This window comes from Bacillus massiliigorillae, assembly GCF_000380245.2.
GTDB classification, from domain to species: Bacteria; Bacillota; Bacilli; order Bacillales; family DSM-1321; genus Bacillus_AD; species Bacillus_AD massiliigorillae.
Genome location: NZ_HG428741.1, coordinates 2,378,844 through 2,399,423, shown reverse-complemented (window position 1 = coordinate 2,399,423; position 20,580 = coordinate 2,378,844). Strand labels below are relative to the sequence as shown.

Here is a 20,580-nt window from a genome sequence, read left to right as displayed (position 1 = left end):
AAATGATATAGCTGCAATTTGTTTGCTATCTACGATAAATGTGGAACTAGGTTCGGTTGTTTGATCAGAAAAGTAAGCACAGCCAGTTTTGTCGTTGAAGTTAATAAATCTTTTCTCTTTATGAACTTAATAAATTAAGCCGTGTTGAGTAACCTTTACATTGAAATCAACACTAATATCACCATTTTTGTAGCCTTCTTTTTCCCAATCTATTTTTTTGAATTCTCTACTATGGAAGGCCATAAATTGACGACCAAATGCTAATCCATCACAATTGGCTTTTTGTAATTTTTTAATTACTGCATTCCCTTGCTTAGTTAGTTTTTCCTCTAGTAAGCTTTGGATTTTATGAACATTACTTTTTACTTTTACTTTAGGAGACTCAACAATTTCAACACGTACATCCATTGTTAATTTGGCTGTTATTTTTCCGTTCACAATAGACGTTTTTATTTTATGCTTTACTTTTGTAAAGTTGATTGTAATATAATCCTCAATAGTAGGTTGATTATCATTAAAAATTTTTTCAATAAATTCTGGATGTACTACATTTGTTTCTTCATTCATGATATTGAAAAGGATGCTTTCATGGACAGAAAGAGTTTCCCCAGTAAATTTGCCTTCATTGAAAAGTGCGACCCCAGCAATTTTAGGTGTTTTATCGGAAGATTTACTTACATAAGGAACGACAATGTCTTTTCCTTTATTTTTAAATATTCGTGAAGCTTGAAGTAAATAAACTTCAGGGATAATATTCCTTTTAATTGCTGATCTAAATAAGTCCTCGTAATATTGTGAAGGTAGACCCTCATTTGGGATAGGGTCTGTAAAGTAACTTTTTGCTTTTCCTTTTGTTACAACAATAAATGAATTCATCGGATTATTTGGGTCACGTAAAGCGATATCAAGGAATGGATAAATACCGTCTTTTTGCGCTAATTTATCTTCGAAAAAGATCATCTTTAGTTTTGTTGAATCGAGAGTTTCAGCTACTTTATTATTCACATTTTGCGTTAAACTTCGTATGTCTGTTCCTTCTACTGTTGTAACGATTGTAGATTGTGGGAAATTATTTGAGTTTGGTGTTGTATAGGTTCCTTCAATTTTTCCTTTTTTGTCTTTATCTAAGCCGATAGAGAGAATAAATCTTGTATCTTTTAATAATTTTTCATCCCAGCAACCTGTTAGAAAAATGAAACAAATAAAAGTAACTACAACAATATACAACTTAGATTTCATTTGTTGTCACGCCTTTATTTCTTTTATTTTGAAAAAAGATTGTACAACCGACGATCAGTGGAATTAATAATATGATGGTATATGTACAATAATCTTGAGTTTTGGTTACGATTCTCCAAAAATCTTGACTTACGAACAATTGAGATATTATTGAAAGAATGAAGACACCTATGGAAACTGGCATGACAAATCGTATATGACTTTTCGATTTCTTCCATTTCGAGACGCCCAATGAGCAAACATACAAAAAGCAAATAAATGATGTTGCCATAATAACAGTCCATCCTGCTAAGAAAAACACTTCCACTCGTTCAACAATTGTAAATTGCATTGGAACTAATAAATAAACAACAGCATTTTCTACATTTCGAGCGGCATTAGGAAAATACATAAAACATATTAGGGTTGCGACTAAGTAGAGCGAAGAGACGATCCAGATGGCTATACTAAAAATCGATAGCTTCGTTTTTTCGGAAAAAGCGCTAAAGGAATGGACAAATAAAAAGGTCTCAAATCCTGCGAAGGCGATGGTTCCGTTATATGTACCCTTTAATATGTTTACAATCCCTGCTTCTCCAACAGGTAAAATGTATAAGTAGTTTAAATCCTTAATGGCCCATGAAAGAAAAAAAACGATTGTAAAAATAAAAACAGATGAAATAACCAAAAATCTACCGATTACTTTTAGCTCTGAAGAAACAATGAAATAACCAATAAATATGAATAACCCCATAATCACCCATGTAGGCGTTCGGTAATAAATCCATAAATTTAGGATAGAAGCACATTTTGCAGCGACTATAACTAAATATAGAAAATAGTAAATAATTAAAAATAAATTAATCAATTTTCCTAATGTTTTTCCAAATACGATAACTGTAATGTCGTAAAAGGTTTTATTAGGATAGTTTTTAACAATGTAGTAGTAAAGAAAACCGAGCAATTGGATAAAGACACCTGCTAGTATAACTGAAATCCAGCCATCATGACCAGCTTCCTCACCTAATACATGAGGTATTAATAAAAAGGCGATTCCGATTTGTGCGTGTAAAAGAAAACAACACATTTGTAGCTTTGACATTTGATTATTTGTTTGAGTATTCACGGTTTTTTCCACCACCTTGAAAATCTTTCGCGTATTGTATTAATATTACGGCTTCCTTTTGGTCTTCTATTCATCATAAGAATTGGTGCTCTTATAAATGTGTCTTTTATATCATTACCGATAAATGGAGCAATTGGTGATAAGTACGGAACACCGAATGGTTGTAACTTACATAAATGCCCTACTAAGATAAGGGAAGCAATTAAAATACCGTAAATGCCTAAAAATGAAGCTGCAATCATAAAAGGAAAACGCAAAATGCGAACGGTAAGACTCATTTCTTCAGTAGGGAAGAGGTATGCAGAGATAGCTGTTAATGCAACGACTACCACCATTAAGTTAGAAACTAATCCAGCTTTTACAATGGCATCACCAATAACGAGCCCTCCAACGATGCCAATGGTGGGTCCGATTTTTGTTGGGAGGCGTAAGCTCGCTTCGCGTATTAATTCAATCATTATTTCAACGATACTTGCTTCAATTAAAGGACGATATGGAATACCTTCAACAGATTGCTTTGCTAAAAAAAGTAAATAAGATGGAAGTACCTCTGAGTGAAAACCAACAATGGAAATATAAAAAGCAGGCATGATAATCGCAAGAAAAAACGCCATATAACGAATTAGTCGATAAAAAGATCCAACTGTAAAGCGAGTGTTATAATCATCTGGCGATTGAAAAAATGCGAAAAATGAAACAGGCAAAATAACTGCTGCAGAAGAACCTTCACAAAATAGAGCGATTCTTCCTTCCATTAAATTCGCAACGGCACGATCTACTCGTTCTGTTTTTAATGTTTGAGGAAAGGGTGTAACTGTATAATCCTCAATGAAAGCCTCTACATATGCAGAACTAAATAAAGTATCAATCTCGATACTATTTAGTCTGTTTTCAATATCTTGAACTAATTTTTTATCCGCTATGGTACTAATATAAGCCATACCAATTGGACGAGGAGCTTCCTTACCTATTTGATAGTTTTTAACAACTAAATTAGGTGTAACAAGATTTTTTCTTAATAGAAATGTATTTGTTTCTAATGATTCAACAAATCCTTCGTGTGAGCCTCGGACCACACTTTCATTAGGTGGTGGTTCCACTCCGCGTCCGTCATGTTTTCGAGCCATGAAGCTATATGGTAACTGCTGCCCTTCTAAAAAGATGAAAGCATATCCAGCTAATAAATCATTCAGAATATTAAAAGAAGCATCTTTCTCCTCGTATTTTTTTAAAGAGAAATTTAAAGACTCTTCTAATGAAAAACTACTGTCCATTAAGTCATCTATTGTTCTTTGAATATCCATCCGATCTGATAAAGTTCCGAAGAAGAGCAATTGGGCATTTACTCCCTGAAGTTTCATAGGTTTTGTAGTAATGTCTGAGCTATTGCCTAAAGTTTGTTTAATAATCTCGATATTTTCATTAGGGTTGTTCGTTAAATTTAGATTTATTTCTTTTATTTCTTGCGTTGTTTGAGGTTGTGGTTGTTGTTTTTGTTTGTTTTTATCCATCTTTTTTTTTCGAAAAAATGAAAAAGCCAACTGATTGCACCTACTTTGTAATGAATTATGATAGTTAGTATGCTTAAAAACTTAAATAATATAATCATTACTTTGTGTTTTAAATGTCGGGAATATGGGAATAACTTAATCGGTGAATGTCTTTGTTTAGCGAATAAATAATATCGAGATGAATGTCTGCTTTTTAAGAAATTATGATACTATAAAGGAAATAGATATAAGGTAGTTGAAAATATAGTGATTCGTAAACAAAAAGTAATATGTATTATGGGGCCGACAGCAGTAGGTAAAACAAAACTAAGCATTGAACTAGCCAAGAAATATAATGGTGAAGTAATTAGTGGTGACTCCATGCAAATATATCGCGGTATGGATATTGGTACAGCGAAAATCAAGAAGGATGAGATGGATGGCATTCCACATCATTTAATAGATATTAAAGATCCGAACGAAGCATTCAATGTTGCGCAGTTTCAAGAAATTGTGACAAATTGTATTAACGATATAACAGCAAGAGGAAAGCTACCGATTATTGTAGGTGGCACAGGATTGTACATAGAAGCGGTATTACAAAACTACACTTTCTCTGAGGCTATTAATGATTTAGGTTATCGAAATGAATTAGAGTTATTAGCAAAAGAGCAAGGTGTCGAGGTTGTTCATGAACGTTTACGTGAAGTAGATGAAGAAAGTGCGAAAGCTATTCATCCAAATAATGTTCGTCGAGTTATTCGTGCATTGGAAATTTTTCATTGTACAGGACAGAAGATGAGTGAACAAATACAGAAGCAAGACAAAGAATATATTTATGAAGTTGCACTCATTGGGTTAACGATGGAACGGGATAAGCTTTATGAAAGAATTAATCATCGAGTAGATATTATGATGGAGGAAGGTTTACTAGATGAGGTGAAATTCTTCTATGATCAAGGTTTGAGAGATTGTCAATCGATTCAAGCGATTGGATATAAAGAGCTTTACGACTATTTCGATGGAAGCGTATCATTAAATATGGCTATAGAGAATTTGAAACAAAATTCAAGACGTTACGCTAAAAGACAACTAACGTGGTTTAGAAATAAAATGAATGTGACATGGTTTGAAATGGATGGTCACAATTATGTAAAAAAGTTTGGTGAAATATCTGAATTTATAGAAGGAAAGTTGGCTTTGAAAAGCGAATAGTAAACAATAGTGTTAAATGAGGAGGATCAACTGTAATGAAAACATCCGTAAATATTCAAGATCAATTTTTAAATCAATTGAGAAAAGAAGGAACTTATGTTACGGTATTCCTTTTAAATGGTTTCCAAATAAGAGGACAAGTCAAAGGTTTTGACAACTTTACCGTATTATTTGAAAGTGAAGGGAAACAACAATTAGTATTTAAGCACGCTATTTCAACGTTTTCACCACAAAGAAATGTGCAAATAAATTTTGAAAGTAAAGAGTAATAATTCGATAGAAATGTTCTGGAAAGAGGCGTCCTGAAAGTGATTAAAAATCACTTTCAGGACGCCTCTTTCCGCTTTATAGAAGTTTAGTACGTCGTTACGGTTAATAGGTAATTTAGTAAGTTGCTTGAAAAGGTGAATATTTGGCATTTTGTTTGAGATGTAGACTCGTGTTTCATTTGAAAGTTTAAGCAAAACACTATATATAATGAAATATATTTAATAGGGCTTATTGGACAATCTTCTTTTCCGCTTTTGAATATGATAAAGCCCCATATACTTCTAAATAATCAAATTTTTAATTAGATATAAAAAATAAATCAAAAATGACTAAAATCATTCCTTTTTAGTTATGTGAGTTAAGCATGTCGATAAAAAAGTTCATGTATAAGTAGGATGATGAATATAGATAAACAGAGAAATTATTTCTTAGGAAAGCGCAAAATATGACAAAATTCAACATGGATAGACTGCTATTGTCATTCATGCGATAACTTATAAAAATGAGTCTAACTTCAAAATAGTAACCCTCTCGGAATAAGCCATTGAGGTGAAGATAGACCCTTTTAGCATATCGTGTGCGAGGTGAGTATTTTTGGATGAGTCTTCTAGAAAGCGAAATAATGGAACGATAAATGTTGTAATCAGTAACCAAAAAAGAAAAGTACTTAAAAAGGATTTACCGATAAAAGAAACATATGACAGAGAAATTCCCCAGCACCATCAAGCGTTAAAACAAATAGAAGAGGAGCTAGCAGCACTTGTTGGAATGGAGGAAATGAAAAAAACAATCAAGCAAATTTACGCGTGGATTTATGTAAATAAAAAACGAGAAGAAAAAGGCTTAAAAGCCGGGCGGCAAGTGTTGCATATGATGTTTAAAGGAAATCCAGGCACAGGAAAAACCACGGTAGCCCGATTAATTGGCAAGCTTTTTCTGAAGATGAATGTGCTATCGAAAGGGCATCTTATAGAAGCAGAGCGAGCGGATTTGGTGGGAGAGTACATTGGACACACAGCACAAAAAACAAGAGATTTAGTAAAGAAGGCCTTAGGTGGAATATTGTTCGTAGATGAAGCGTATTCGTTAGGGAGAGGCGGAGAGAAGGATTTTGGAAAAGAAGCAATAGATACGTTAGTGAAACATATGGAGGACAAATCACACGAATTTATTCTTATACTTGCCGGTTATTCAAAGGAAATGGAGCAGTTTTTAGCGTTAAATCCAGGTTTGCACTCTCGATTTCCAATCGTTATTGATTTTCCGGACTATGATGTTCCTCAGTTAATGGACATTACGGCACTAATGCTAAAGGATAAAGAATATTTATTAAGTAATGATGCGGAAGAAAAACTTCAAAATCATCTTACTTATATTAAGTCAACGTGGAGCCCAATTAGTTTTTCAAATGGAAGATATATTCGTAATGCCATCGAGAAATCAATACGAGCTCAAGCAATGAGGTTATTAATGAATGATATGTATGATAGAGATGAATTACTAACAATCCGCAGTCAAGACTTACAAATTGATGAATAAGAGAGGGGGAAATCGTCTCTCTTATTCATATAACCATTAAAAATAGAGGTATCTGATTTAATTTTTTTCTCTGATTTTTGCTGAGTTAATTCTTTGTATCTGATATATTGCATTCGTATGTAGAATGGTAAAAGATGTGCTAATTTTTCTCAGAAGCAGATGATTTATCTTCCGTTACGGTATACAATAAGAAAGATGTGATTTATCTATAATTTGTATTACAAGTTACGGAGTTGAAGTAGGTTAGTGCTTCTTTACTAAGATGATGTACGAGCACTACTGACGGTGATATTTGTATCATTAATAATGAAACAATATTTAATAAGTAAGACTTTCCTTAAATAGTAAGAATGCTATGCGTATCTTGATTATACGTCTATACTTAGCAATCAAATAGGGGAAATCAAAGAATATAACATATAGAGGAGAAACATAATGTATCAGCAATTAACATATGGACAACAACTAAAAGCATTAAGTGAGAAAGTAGAAGCTAAAATCGCAGATATGCATCGTATTGCCGATGATTATATTGATCAGAATCAATATCGGGTTTTAAAAAGTTTCCAAAATAACAGAGTGAGTGATTCTCATTTCAATCCGACGACTGGATACGGTTATGATGATATGGGACGTGACACATTAGAAAAGGTTTATGCAGAAGTTCTAGGAGGAGAAGCGGGTCTTGTGCGACCACAAATCATTTCAGGTACACATGCTATTGCTCTTTCTTTATTCGGTATTTTACGACCAGGTGATGAGCTTGTGTACATTACTGGTAAGCCTTATGATACTCTCGAAGAAATTGTTGGGATTAGAGGCAGTGGTAACGGATCGTTAAAGGAATATAATATTGATTATCGTGCGATTGATTTAACGAGTGAAGGTAAAGTCGACTTTGATGCAGTCAAAAATGCAATTTCGTCTAAAACAAAAATGATTGGGATTCAGCGTTCGAAAGGCTATGCTTCTAGACCTTCTTTTACAATTGATGATATTCGTGAAATGATTGCTTTCGTTAAAGAAATTAAACCAGATGTTGTGGTATTCGTTGATAATTGTTACGGAGAATTTGTTGAATTACAAGAGCCTTGTCATGTTGGAGCGGATTTAATGGCTGGATCTTTAATTAAAAATCCAGGCGGTGGTTTAGCGAAAACAGGTGGTTATATAGTAGGGAAGAAAGAATATGTTGAAACAGTTTCGTATCGCTTAACAACTCCTGGAATTGGAGCTGAGGCAGGTGCATCACTATATTCTCTTCAAGAAATGTACCAAGGGTTCTTTATGGCACCACATACAGTTGGACAAGCTATTAAAGGTGCTCAGTTTACAAGTGCTATTCTTGAAGAAATAGGCTTAAATACATTTCCAAAGTGGGATGAAAAGCGTACAGATTTGATTCAAGCTGTACAATTCGATAATCCAGATTTAATGATTACATTCTGTCAGGCAATTCAATATGCTTCGCCAATTAACTCACATGTAACACCTTATCCGAATTATATGCCAGGTTATGAAGATGATGTTATTATGGCAGCGGGAACATTCATTCAAGGTGCAAGCATAGAATTAACGGCTGACGGTCCAATTAGAGCACCGTATATTGCATATGTTCAAGGTGGGTTAACTTATTCACATGTTAAGGTAGCTGTACTAACAGCCCTTAATTCATTGCTTGAACAAAAACATATTACATTAGCGTAATGAAGATAGCCCTCGTGGCTATCTTTTTTTGATTGTAAAAATTTTGTGAAAATTATAACGTTTAATTGTGCTATTAACAATCATTTATGTTACATTCTATAGGGTGTTATTTTTGACTTTGTAATAGTACGTATTTAAAACATTCGAAATACCAGAAAATTTCGATGTGAGATTTTCTAACATCTGATTGACAAATTTTCTGACATAGAATAAGATGGGAATAACAATAAAGTGAGGAGGGAAAAAGTTGGATAAAAAAAACATTCGAAGATCTATGCCACTATTTCCTATCAGTATCGTTATGCAACTCACAGAATTGTCAGCGCGTCAAATTCGATATTATGAAGAACATCAATTAGTTGCTCCTGCAAGAACAGAAGGCAATAGAAGATTATTTTCTTTAAATGACATTGATACATTGTTAGAAATTAAAGAAATGCTAGAACAAGGGGTTAATCTTGCAGGGATTAAAAAAGTTTTTTCAGTAAAAGAAGAAGCACAAAAACAAGTAAGTACTGTTAATCAGCAAGAAAAAGTAAAACGTGATCTTACAGATGAAGAATTAAGAAAGCTTTTAAGAGCTGAATTAATTCATAATCAAAGAAGTCGTTCTAATCTTCGTCAAGGAGACATGTCTCGCTTTTTTCATTAATAAATAGAGAACAGTAAAAATGGGAGGAATTATAAGTATGGCAAAGTATACTCGTGAAGATATTACTCGTTTAGCAAAAGAACAAAATGTAAAGTACATTCGTTTACAATTTACAGACATTCTAGGAACAATTAAAAACGTTGAAATTCCAGTAAGTCAATTGCAGAAGGCGTTGGATAACAAAATGATGTTTGATGGATCTTCAATCGAAGGTTTTGTGCGTATCGAAGAGTCAGATATGTATTTATATCCAGATTTAGATACTTGGGTTGTATTCCCTTGGACTGCTGAAAAAGGTAAAGTTGCTCGTCTAATCTGTGACATCTATGATACATCTGGCAATCCTTTCGAAGGAGATCCACGTGCGAACTTAAAACGTGTTCTTGCAGAAATGAGAGAAATGGGCTTCACGGATTTCAATCTTGGACCTGAACCTGAATTCTTCTTGTTCAAGCTAGATGAGAAGGGTGAACCAACTTTAGAACTTAATGATAAAGGTGGATACTTTGACTTAGCTCCGACAGATTTAGGGGAAAATTGCCGTCGTGACATCGTTCTTGAGTTAGAAGAAATGGGCTTTGAAATCGAAGCATCTCACCATGAAGTAGCTCCAGGACAACATGAAATTGACTTTAAATATGCTGACGCTGTAACTGCATGCGATCATATTCAAACATTCAAATTAGTTGTAAAAACAATTGCTCGTAAGCACGGTTTACACGCAACGTTTATGCCAAAACCATTATTCGGAGTAAATGGTTCAGGCATGCACTGCAACGTATCTCTTTTCAACGGAAAAGAAAATGTATTCTATGATACAAAAGGAGATATTGAGCTAAGTGAAACTGCTATGCAATTCATCGCAGGTATCATTAAGCACGCACCAGGCTTTACAGCTGTAACAAATCCAACTGTAAACTCATTCAAACGTCTAGTTCCTGGATACGAAGCACCTTGCTACGTTGCATGGTCTGCTCAAAACCGTAGCCCACTAGTACGTATTCCAGCATCTCGTGGTTTAAGCACTCGTGTAGAAGTACGTAGCGTTGACCCAGCTGCTAACCCATATTTAGCTGTAGCTGTTCTACTACAAGCTGGTCTTGATGGAATCAAAAACAAAATGACTCCACCACCAGCAGTAGACCGCAACATTTATGTAATGTCTAAAGAAGAGCGTGAAGAAGCGGGTATCACTGATTTACCGGCAACTCTATACGCTGCATTAGACAAACTAAAGAGCGATGAAGTTATTAAATCAGCACTAGGTGCCCATCTTTTAGAACACTTCATTGAAGCTAAAGAGATTGAATGGGATATGTTTAGAACACAAGTCCATCCTTGGGAACGTGACCAATATATGACGATGTATTAATCGTTGGAAACCCTTGATATCATTAGATATTAAGGGTTTTTTATTTTCGGGGCATTATTAAGGCGATTACAATGTTTTAGATAATGCCCGATTTTTGCCCGATAAAAATCCAAAAAAATTATTCGAGAACATTTTTTATCTACTCTTCGATTTGATCTATTCTATCCTTTTCAATTTTCTTGCTTATATGTGAATAAATATCTGCAGGATTCTTTTCAAATGATTGATCTTGATCTCGCAAAGTATCATCTTCATGTCTATATTCTGTTGATATTGTATCAAAAATGCTGTTGTATCCAAAAGGTGAAGGAAAATATATCCTTTTGTCGAAGTAGTTTTTGGTGGGAGGAGAGAGGATTAATGAATAAGAGAGAGAGAAAGATATTATTAAATTGGAAAAAAGAATTAGAGTTAGAAAAAGAAGGGACTATCGCAAGGATTAAGGCCTTAGAGAGTAAAAGCAAAGCGTATACATTAAAATGTAAATGCATAGACAAAGCTATAGATCAAAATAGTGAACTAAAGAAAGAGTCTGATAAATTTAGAGAGTTTATGAATTATAAGGAACTTGAAGCTCAGATTGTTGAGACATTTAAGGATTTAGTACGCTTAACTGACGATACGAAAGATGAACTTAAATACTTAAATGCGATGATTTCTCACATTGCACTTATTACCGATAATAACTAAGCATCTCATATGAGGTGCTTTTTGTTATGCCTAAATGGATGTGGAGAGAATGAAAAATAACAAGAGAATGACCCCCAGTTGAAAAGACAGAAAGTGAGTTATCACTAGAATGCTCTTTAGATAAAAATAATGACAATTTAGTCTGCGTTCGATACATAATTTCATTGTATACATAGATATTTTCCTACATGCACGCTTAAAGCCGCAGTTTTGAGAAACTTATTTAGGTTTAGTGAAGCAATTAGGATTATTTGTTCTAAAAAATGTTATTAGTGTGTAAATTGAAGATTATTTTTTGATTGGTATTAAAATATATCGATATAACTATTCGTTTATCAGATTAGGATTATAAAATAGTTCTAAGTTCTTATTTATTAATCTTTTTTAGTGCGTTTTGAAGATTATTCTCTATAAAAGTCATTAATAATATGAATTTTATCGAGGTATTTTTGTGTTAGTTTTATAAAATCGGAATATTTTTATAAGGGGAATATTGTAAAGGAATTTTAAAAATATTATAATCAAATAGCAAACTTAAAGAAATTTAAGGACGCAAAGCTATAGGGACTAAGGTTTATTAACTAAGTCAGCCAGTTGCCAAAGAGTACATTATTACTTTTTGTTTTTTAAGATTTAGAGAAAAATCATCTAGGTGGTTTTAGCTGAATCTTAAGCAAGTGAAAGTTACTCTTTGTAAGAGTAACTTTTTTTTATGTACTTCTTAGGAAAATAATCCAACAGGAGGAATGTGTATGAAGGTGGTAGCGGTTGCAACGATAGCAGCTATGTTGGTGAATGGTGCAAGTGTACCAATCAATGTCTTAGCACATGAAGTTGCAGATGCGAAGATCGTGACGACAGTGAATGAAGGAGGTGTTAAACAATCAATTAGTGCACTTGTTAGTAAGTTCGATTTATACAGCAGTGATTTATACAATACATATAATGACGTTTACAAAATGAACAATTCTAACATTGAGTCTATATCAAATAATGGTGGCAATTATCCAGGGTCCCCTATTGAAAAAGCAATTGATGGTGATATGAATACGCATTGGGAGACGGGGAGAGCTAACAATGCAACATTTACTAATGAAATGGTGTTTAAGTTTAGAGAAGCGATAACATTAGATAGAATCGTTTATGCTGCTAGACAATCAAGTGCAAAAGGGAAAGGGTTTGCACAAGAGTTCGATATCTATGCCTCTACAACAGATGAAGGTGAGGATTATACATTTGTTTCAACCGGTGAATATAAAGGTTCTACAGGAGATATTGTGGAAATTCAGTTTAAGACTACCGAATTTAAACGTTTGAAATTTGTTTATAAAAAAGCAAATCAAGATTGGGCAAGTGCGGCAGAATTTCAATTTTATAAAGAAGACTCTGTTTCTGATAAAATCAAGAACCTGTTTAAAGATGATACATTAAGTTCTATAAATGAAGAATTTAATTCAGTTGAAGCTTTAAATAAATTAACAGAAGAAGCAAAAAACCATCCGCTATATCCTTTGTTTAAAGAAGACATTGAAAATGCCAAATTACTTTTAAACCAACAAGAAATTGAAGCCACTACTGCAAAGGTTTCAAAATTAAAAGGCCATGGTACAGATTTTGAACAAGCTTATAGTGCAGTGTTTAGAATGCCAAATTCTAACGTATCAAAGGTAACTACAAATGGGGGGAGTTATCCTGGTACGAAGCCAGAATATATGTTGGATGATCAACCAAACACGCATTGGGAAACGAATAAGAATAATGATACAAACTTTACAAATGAAATAATATTCGAATTAGAGCAAGCAGAAGTATTAGATAGAATAGCCTTTTTAGCAAGATCAGTTAATCAAAAAGGTTTTCCTGAAGAATTTGAAATTTATGGGTCTGAGACTAGCAAAGGGGAAACATTTCAATTAGTTTCTAGTGGAACAGCGGTACGAACAAGTGATTTCTTGGAGTTTAAATTCCAACCAACAAAGTTTAAACGAATAAAGTTTGCATTTAAGAAAGCTTATACAAATCGACCATTTGCAGCTGAATTTAGATTTTATAAAGAAGATGCTCTATCTAATAAAATGGAGAATCTATTTACAGATGGTAATAAAAATCAAGTTTCAGAACATTACAATACAGTTGAAAAATTACAAGCTTTAGAGAAAAGTGTAAGATCACATCCTTTATATGAAGAATTTAAGGAAGATATTCAGAATGCATTCGCACTAATAAATGGAGAAAAGATTGAACCAACAAAAGCAGTAACGAAATCATTTGATTATTATTCTAAAGAAGATTATTCAAAGTTATATAGAATGAGTTATGAGAATATTAAGAGCATCCGAAATAATGCTGGAAACTGGGCAAGTCAAGTTATCCAAAATGCTATTGACGGTGATTTGAATACTTATTGGGAAACGAATAAAGGGAATTCTAATGATTTCTCTAATGAGGTAGAGGTAGAATTCAAAGAAGCAGTAGAATTAAATCGAATTATGTATGGTGCAAGACCATCTGACCGTAAAGGTTTTGCTGAAGAGTTCGAAATCTATGCTTCTCAAACTTCTCAAGGTGATACTTATCAACTTGTAGCATCTGGACAACATAAAATGGTTGCTGGATTAGTGGAAGCTAAATTTCAACCTACTACTTTTAAACGTGTGAAATTTAAGTTTAATAAATCAAATCAAAACTGGGCAACTTTATCAGAATTAGCGTTCTACAAGGAAGACGCAATTGAGGATAAGGTAAATAATATTTTCACCGATGGTACAATGAGTGCAGTAGTACCTGAGTTCAATAGTGTAGCTAAAATCAATGCGTTAGAAAAAGAAGCGAAATCACATCCTTTATATAGTATTTTAAAAGAACGCTTAGATTTAGCGAAAAAGCTAGTAAATGGTGAAGTAGCTACAGAAGGTAGAATCATTCGAGCAGAGCAACACGGGAATATGGTCAAGCATGCTAATGATAATCTGAAATTCGGGTTAGGGAATAACTTCCAGCCGACGGGTTTAGCTGCAAAACCAGGTGAGAAAGTAACAATATATTTAGAAGCTGATTCAAATGGTCCATTACCACAAATAGCGTTCGCTCAACAAGAAGGAAGCTTCGCTAACTGGGCAAGGACAGTAAACTTACAACCAGGAAAAAATGAGATAACAGTACCTGAAATACCAGCAGATAGCTGGTATAAAAATAAAGTCACAAAAGGTGGAACAATCTATATTGTTAATCCATATACACCTGAACAACAATCACAAGCTCCGATTATTCGTATTGAAGGTGGAGAACGAATCCCTTTTGTAACGCAGGATACAGACCCAGAAGAATTCAAGTCATTTTTAATAGATTATAAAAAACGGCTGGAGCTTGATGCACAACAGCATCCAAATGTTGAAGATAGAGAATTAATCGATGTTGTAGAAGTAGTAAGCGATCACTTGGTATTCACAGGAACTGCCACAGGTGCCTATAAAACATACATAACGGATGGTTACAACCCGTTAGATACTGTCAAATCCTATAACAAATATATGAATGAAATCTTTAACTTTTACGGCTTAGACGGAAGCAATGAGAAGAACGATCCTAAATTTATCCGAGAGAATATTAGATTAGCACAGCCATATGGCTATATGTATGCCTATACTAATCATGTTGGTGTACAAGGTGATGTTATGGTAAGTATGTTAGTTCCGATGGAAAAAAGTTCTGGCTGGGGCGTAGCGCATGAAATAGGACATAGAATGGATGTAAATGCCCGCTTATATGGTGAAATAACGAATAACATGATTCCGATGTATATGTCAGTATTCTATGGCAGAACGGATCAGCGAATCCCTTATGAAAATAAGATTTATAAAAATGTTATTAATGAAAATTCTAAGTCATATCAATCACAAGAATTAGCTGAGCGATTAGGTGTATTCTGGCAAATAGAAATGTATCACAAAGGTTATTGGGGAGAATTAAACAAGCTTTATAGAGAAAGAGACATCCAATTAGATTCAGCTAATACGGAAAACTCTAAAATGCAATATTTAGTGGAGCTTTCATCTGAAGTTGTTGGACAAGATTTAAGTGAACATTTTGCTAGACATGGATTCGAAGTGAATCCAGAAACAAAAGAAAAAGTAAGCAAATATCCAAAACCTAAAAATGTATGGTACTTAAATAATAGTGTGATAGATTATGAAGATACCGGCTTTGCTAAAGATGCTTCATTCGATGTGAGTCTAACTCGTAATCAAGAAAATAAAACAAATACGTTATATTTTAATATGAACAAAAAGGATAAAGAAGATTTATTAGGCTATGAAATTATTCGAAATGGTGAAGTAGTAGGATTCACGGCGAATACAACATTTGTTGATCAAAATATTGAACCGGATGAAAACTATACGTATGAAATAGTTGCTTACGATAAGAAGCTTAATACATTAAAACCGGTAGAATTTAAGGCATTCAAACCTACCATTTCTGTTGAAGACCATGTAACGCTTAAATTACGTCAAAAATTTGACCCGATGAATTATGTGAAAGCAGCTAACTATCAAGGAGATGACATCACAGAAGACGTAGTTATTAAAGCAAATAATGTAGATATAACAAAAAAAGGAAACTACGAAATTGTTTATGAAGTGAAAAATGCAAATGCTAAAGAAATAAAAACAACAAAAGTTACAGTAACAAGTGATTATACCTATATTTCAGATATGGATGCAAAATTGGCTAATATAGCATGGGGCGGTTTGAAAAAAGATCTAGCACCTGCTGGTAGTGCAATTACACTTGTTAGACAGGGTTTAGATGCTACCTATTCTAAAGGTATAGGTGCACATGCAAATTCTGAAGTTGTTTATGACATCGATGGAAAAGGCTTTGATTTCTTTGAAAGCTATATCGGAATCGACCAAGCGATGAAAGGCAGACCATCATCCGCAACATTTGAAGTGTGGGTTGATGGCGAGAAGAAGTTTACTAGTGATGTATTCAAGGTAAACAACGAACATGAATTTGTAAAAGTACCTGTAGCAGGTGCAAAAGAAGTAAAACTAGTAACCACGGATGCTGAAAATAATGGAAATACAGCTGATCATACCGTTTGGGCAGATGCTAAGTTTACACAAAATGCTAGTAAACCAATCCTTACATTAACGGAAGATTTCTCAATGGTGAAGTTAAACAGTGATTTTGATTTTCTAAAAGGTGTAGAAGCATTTGATGCAGAAGATGGAGATTTAATCAATCAAGTAAAAGTAACGGCTAATGGATTTAATCCTAACAAATCAGGTATGTACAATGTAGAATATTCTGTAACAGACGAAGATGGGAACACGGTAACAAAGGCAAAACAAGTCTATGTTTATAGTGATATTAAATATGCTACGGATACAGATTGGAAGTCTGCACAAACAGCTTGGCAGACGGTAAATAAAGATAAGGCTTCTTCGGGTGGAGCTATTAAATTACTTGTTAACGGGGAAACAAAGGAATTTGCAAAAGGGATTGGAACACATGCGAATTCTGAAATCGTTTATGATCTTAAAGGTAAAAATTACGATTACTTCGAAACGTTAGTTGGAGTAGATAGAAACATTTCTGAAAATAATAAATCAAGTGTAACATTTAAAGTATTAGCGGATGGGGAAGAAGTATATAACAGTGGGGTAATGAGATATAATACTGATGCAAAAGTAGTAAGAGTTCCTCTAAAAGGTGTAAAAGAATTAAAGCTAATTGCTAATGATTCTAGCAATGGAAACGAATCTGATCACGCTGATTTCGCAGATGCGAAGTTCTATATTTCGAATGGATTACCGGAACTTACTATTCCTAAGTCCGTTGCAACTAAAGTAGGAACTCCTATTGATATTAATGAACAATATACTGCAATAGATGCTGAAGATGGTGATTTAACATCTGCTGTACATGTAACAGGGGCAGATCAGGTTAATTTCAATCGAGCTGGCAAGTATGAGATTACTTACACTGTAACGGATAGCGATGGCAATGAGGTAACAAAGAAAAGAACGGTTTCTGTTGTAAATATGGAAGATTACAAGTATCTCTCTGATTTTGATTGGAAATCTACTCAAAATAGCTATACCGCGCCTAGAAAAGACATCTCAATAAGTGGTAAGGCATTGAGATTATCGAATGAAGATGGTAGTGAAGTAGTCTACGAGAAAGGTATAGGAGCACATTCTAATTCAATGATTGTATATGATTTAACAGATAAAGATGCTGATTACTTTACTTCGTATGTTGGTGTAGATCGACAAATGTATGGTTCTGTTGGGTCTGTTATATTCCAGGTATACGTTGATGGAGAGAAGCAATTCGATAGTGGTTTAATGAATTCTAGAGACCCACAAAAGTTCATAGAGGTGAATATTAGTGGTGCAAAAGAATTGAAATTAGTTGTTACTGACGGTGGCAATGGAAATGGTTCTGACCATGCTACTTGGGGAGATACTAAATTACATTTTGCTAATGCTGATCGAGTCTTTACACAGAATTTAGAAGATATTATTGCTGAGGCAAAAACGATAAATGCTGAAGACTATACAAAAGAAAGTATGGATGTTTTATTAGCAAGTCTTGCTAAAGCGGAAGATGTTTTAGCTAATAAGCAGTCTACTCAAGCAGAGATAGATCAAGCTACTCTGGAATTACAACAAGTAAAAGATAATCTTATAGAAATAGACTTAAGCAAAATCATTACGATAAAAGACAAAGATTTAAAAGCATCTATTAAGGAAACGTTGGGTATTACAGGAGAAATCACACTTAGTGATATGTATAAACTAACTACGCTTATTAGTCCAGGTACAGGAAAAACAAGGGTAACTAGTCTGGAAGGTTTAGAATATGCTAAGAATCTAGTTACACTAGATATTTCAGGGAATGAAGTAACAGATTTTTCTCCATTAAAAGAACTAAGCAAATTAGAAACGCTTTTAGCTGACCCACAAATAATAGAAATGCCTAGTGTAAACGGTGAGAATTCAATATTTACTATTGAAAATGTAGTAAAAGGATTAGACGGTAAGAAAGTGAATCCTTATCTAATAGGTCTAAGAAATACAAAGACATTTAAAGAAATTTCTTTAGATGTAGAGCAATTAGAGCCAAATGCTGAACAATTTACAATAGATCTTTCAGAAGAAGATAAAGGATACTATATGTTAGTTTTTGCTTATAAAGTAAAAACTAATTTAGTGCAGATAGTAACTTTTATCGAAAATAAATAATCAGTTATAACTTTTATCGAAAAGAGCGAGGGAGTTTAGTTGTTTTACTTTCCTTGCTCTTTTGCTTTTATAATAAAAATCTGTTTTCCAAGTCGAAGTTCTGAGGGTCTTGTTTAGAATTTGTAATTGCACAAGCCTTAAGGGCATCTCAATCACTATTATCTAATTTTACAATCCGAAGTAAAATTGTTATTGTAGGATAAGACAAAGGAGGATATATATGACAAAAAGAAAATTATATTGGATATTAATGCCATCCTTTGCGTTGATTGCTATTATCAGTATATTCTTGTTACCGCAAACGAAAAAACATTATAGTTTTGCTATTATCATTGTATTTTGGATAGTCTACTATTATACACTAGGCTACATAGAGAGAAAGAAAGCGAAAGACCAATCTGAATAGTGAATGGTCTTTGAGGGTACTTATTGAAAAGATTAGAAGCGATAATGTATAGGTGATTGATAGAATCAAGTTAATGGAAATTCTCAGTATAAATGTTCTGATGAAGGAGTAATCACCCAATGTACTTCGATTGGCTCTCTTTTGCTTTCAATGAATATATTATACTTTTCCTCGATTTTTAGAACATCAAAAGATACGTCTAAAGTAATGAAGTCTTTAAATTTCACATCTAATCTCTCATAGAAATCAAAAGTTACAACATTAGAAATTATAAATATCTTTACAAGAGGGTATTATTACTTAGGAGGCACTCTTTATTAGAGTAAAAAAAACGTCAGAATTAATCTGACGTTAAAAAAAGTTATGCAGCCTTTTTACTTGATGCAGTTGGATGTTTCTTGAAGATACCAAATGGTTTACCTACAGGTATAAACGTATAACCAAAATGTTGATTTAATACGTTAGCAGCAACACCATAGAAAGATAATAAAGCGATTAATAACTCAGAAACAGCAGCAAGCATATGCATTTCATGTGACATGATACCTAAAGTACTAAGTGATAAACCGATAAATAAGAAATCAATAAGAACGAAAATGAAAAATAATACTTTGTTTGTTTCCATAGATCCAATTGTCATAATTAGAGTGAAAATTAAATAACCAATAAATGCAACGCCTAGTTGTCTTGAATCAACTGCTGCAGCTAGTTTTTCCCAAAATACACCTAAGTCGATTAACCAGCTCATAGCAACACCTAGCCAGAATAATCCGTAAGCTCCGAATGCTGTAGCACCGAATACATTATTATGTTTTGAATCTTGCACACATGCAAAAAGCTGTGCGATGGCTCCTAAGAAAATTGCCCAAGGTAATACAAATGCAACACCATCTGTTAACCCAAGCTTTTGAGTAGACGCAACTAATGTAACCATAGCGAGGCCAAATAAGCCGATAGCAGATGGATCAGCAGTTACAATCTTAATATTCTTTGTGTCTGACATGATGAAACCTCCTAAAAATAATCACGTAGTCCATCATAACAAATAAATGAGAGTAAGAATGTGAACATTTGTTAACTATTTTCCATTTTTGCAAAAATATTTACTGTTTTTGAAAATATATATTTATAAAAATCACGAGTGGAAAGGGGAATATCTTCTTTTCATCGAAGTATATTGTATATATGGAGGTGTTTATATTGGTAATTGATCAAAATGATATACTAAAAAGGCAACAACTAAGAAATGAGTTGCTGTTGAAAATTTATAAACATCATTATGATAATAACAGCGCCTCATTTAAAGTAACTGAAAGTGAATTTTTGAAAAACAATGAACTAAAACTAGCTTGTAGCTATCTAGAAGGTAAGGGATATATTACTAATAATTCATATAGTGGATATTGGGAGTATAAACCAACTCCACAAGGAATCGATTATGTTGAATCATATTGTTTAAAATAAACACTCGAAACTGAGTGTTTTTATTTTGCTTATTCGTGCTATGTGAATATATATAAGTTGTTAATTAGTGTCGTTTGTTTTGGAAGAAAACTCCCTAATGGTTATAGAGTAACAATTCTATTAGTTGACGTAATAATAATCAGTTGTTTTCACTTTTCATATCTTTTTAAAAGGTATT

Annotated in this window: 14 protein-coding genes and 1 riboswitch; of the genes, 10 read left to right on the top strand and 4 right to left on the bottom strand. The window is 33.4% G+C overall.

All coding sequences use genetic code 11. The annotated features are described in order from the left end of the window. Positions 1 to 126 precede the first annotated feature (126 nt). Genes TX86_RS11050 through TX86_RS11040 form a run of 3 tightly spaced genes read right to left on the bottom strand, consistent with a single transcriptional unit; the run spans position 127 to position 3,885 of the window. Positions 127 to 1,239, bottom strand: a complete 1,113-nt coding sequence (locus TX86_RS11050; RefSeq protein ID WP_042348806.1) for a Ger(x)C family spore germination protein — start codon at positions 1,237 to 1,239, stop codon at positions 127 to 129. Beyond that, positions 1,229 to 2,344, bottom strand: a complete 1,116-nt coding sequence (locus tag TX86_RS11045; protein ID WP_042348804.1) for a GerAB/ArcD/ProY family transporter — start codon at positions 2,342 to 2,344, stop codon at positions 1,229 to 1,231. The genes TX86_RS11050 and TX86_RS11045 overlap by 11 nt, the downstream gene beginning before the upstream one ends. Further along, complete coding sequence (locus TX86_RS11040; protein ID WP_052343643.1) at positions 2,341 to 3,885, bottom strand: spore germination protein; 1,545 nt, start codon at positions 3,883 to 3,885, stop codon at positions 2,341 to 2,343. Before TX86_RS11040 ends, TX86_RS11045 begins: the two co-directional genes overlap by 4 nt. A 246-nt stretch (positions 3,886 to 4,131) precedes the next feature. Here TX86_RS11040 and miaA point away from each other — a divergent pair, with 246 nt between their 5' ends. From miaA to TX86_RS10995, 9 genes are all read left to right on the top strand, one after another. Next, the gene (gene miaA / locus TX86_RS11035; RefSeq protein ID WP_042350413.1) at positions 4,132 to 5,049 is read left to right on the top strand and encodes a tRNA (adenosine(37)-N6)-dimethylallyltransferase MiaA; all 918 of its coding nucleotides are present in this window, start codon (positions 4,132 to 4,134) and stop codon (positions 5,047 to 5,049) included. Positions 5,050 to 5,084: 35 nt separating this feature from the next. Next, entirely contained in the window at positions 5,085 to 5,318 is a 234-nt protein-coding gene (hfq, locus tag TX86_RS11030; RefSeq protein WP_042348802.1) for an RNA chaperone Hfq, read from the top strand. 595 nt (positions 5,319 to 5,913) lie between these two features. After that, positions 5,914 to 6,858: a stage V sporulation protein K gene (gene spoVK, locus TX86_RS11025; protein WP_042348801.1), complete on the top strand. Its 945-nt coding sequence runs from the start codon at positions 5,914 to 5,916 to the stop codon at positions 6,856 to 6,858. Positions 6,859 to 7,293: 435 nt separating this feature from the next. Continuing rightward, positions 7,294 to 8,565: a methionine gamma-lyase family protein gene (locus TX86_RS11020; RefSeq protein ID WP_042348800.1), complete on the top strand. Its 1,272-nt coding sequence runs from the start codon at positions 7,294 to 7,296 to the stop codon at positions 8,563 to 8,565. A gap of 247 nt (positions 8,566 to 8,812) precedes the next feature. Further along, a complete protein-coding gene (locus TX86_RS11015) occupies positions 8,813 to 9,217 on the top strand; it encodes a MerR family transcriptional regulator (RefSeq protein WP_439096763.1) in 405 nt (134 codons plus the stop codon). A gap of 37 nt (positions 9,218 to 9,254) precedes the next feature. Then, complete coding sequence (glnA, locus tag TX86_RS11010) at positions 9,255 to 10,589, top strand: type I glutamate--ammonia ligase (RefSeq protein ID WP_042348799.1); 1,335 nt, start codon at positions 9,255 to 9,257, stop codon at positions 10,587 to 10,589. A gap of 360 nt (positions 10,590 to 10,949) precedes the next feature. Next, positions 10,950 to 11,279 carry a hypothetical protein gene (locus tag TX86_RS11005; protein WP_042348797.1) on the top strand — a complete coding sequence of 110 codons (330 nt, stop codon included), beginning with the start codon at positions 10,950 to 10,952 and terminating at the stop codon, positions 11,277 to 11,279. Positions 11,280 to 11,796: 517 nt separating this feature from the next. Next, positions 11,797 to 11,881, top strand: a riboswitch (cyclic di-GMP riboswitch). 150 nt (positions 11,882 to 12,031) lie between these two features. Then, positions 12,032 to 18,532, top strand: a complete 6,501-nt coding sequence (locus tag TX86_RS11000; protein WP_052343642.1) for an NPCBM/NEW2 domain-containing protein — start codon at positions 12,032 to 12,034, stop codon at positions 18,530 to 18,532. A gap of 220 nt (positions 18,533 to 18,752) precedes the next feature. Next, on the top strand, positions 18,753 to 18,938 hold the full coding sequence (locus tag TX86_RS10995; protein WP_042348795.1) for a hypothetical protein: 186 nt from the start codon (positions 18,753 to 18,755) through the stop codon (positions 18,936 to 18,938). 361 nt (positions 18,939 to 19,299) lie between these two features. On the opposite strand, the gene TX86_RS10990 is transcribed toward TX86_RS10995, so the two are convergent. Beyond that, positions 19,300 to 19,941 (bottom strand): acetate uptake transporter, encoded by a 642-nt coding sequence (locus TX86_RS10990; protein WP_042348793.1) that lies wholly within the window; start codon positions 19,939 to 19,941, stop codon positions 19,300 to 19,302. A 197-nt stretch (positions 19,942 to 20,138) separates the two neighbouring features. Here TX86_RS10990 and TX86_RS10985 point away from each other — a divergent pair, with 197 nt between their 5' ends. Further along, the gene (locus tag TX86_RS10985; RefSeq protein WP_042348791.1) at positions 20,139 to 20,402 is read left to right on the top strand and encodes a hypothetical protein; all 264 of its coding nucleotides are present in this window, start codon (positions 20,139 to 20,141) and stop codon (positions 20,400 to 20,402) included. The last annotated feature ends 178 nt before the right edge of the window (positions 20,403 to 20,580 follow it).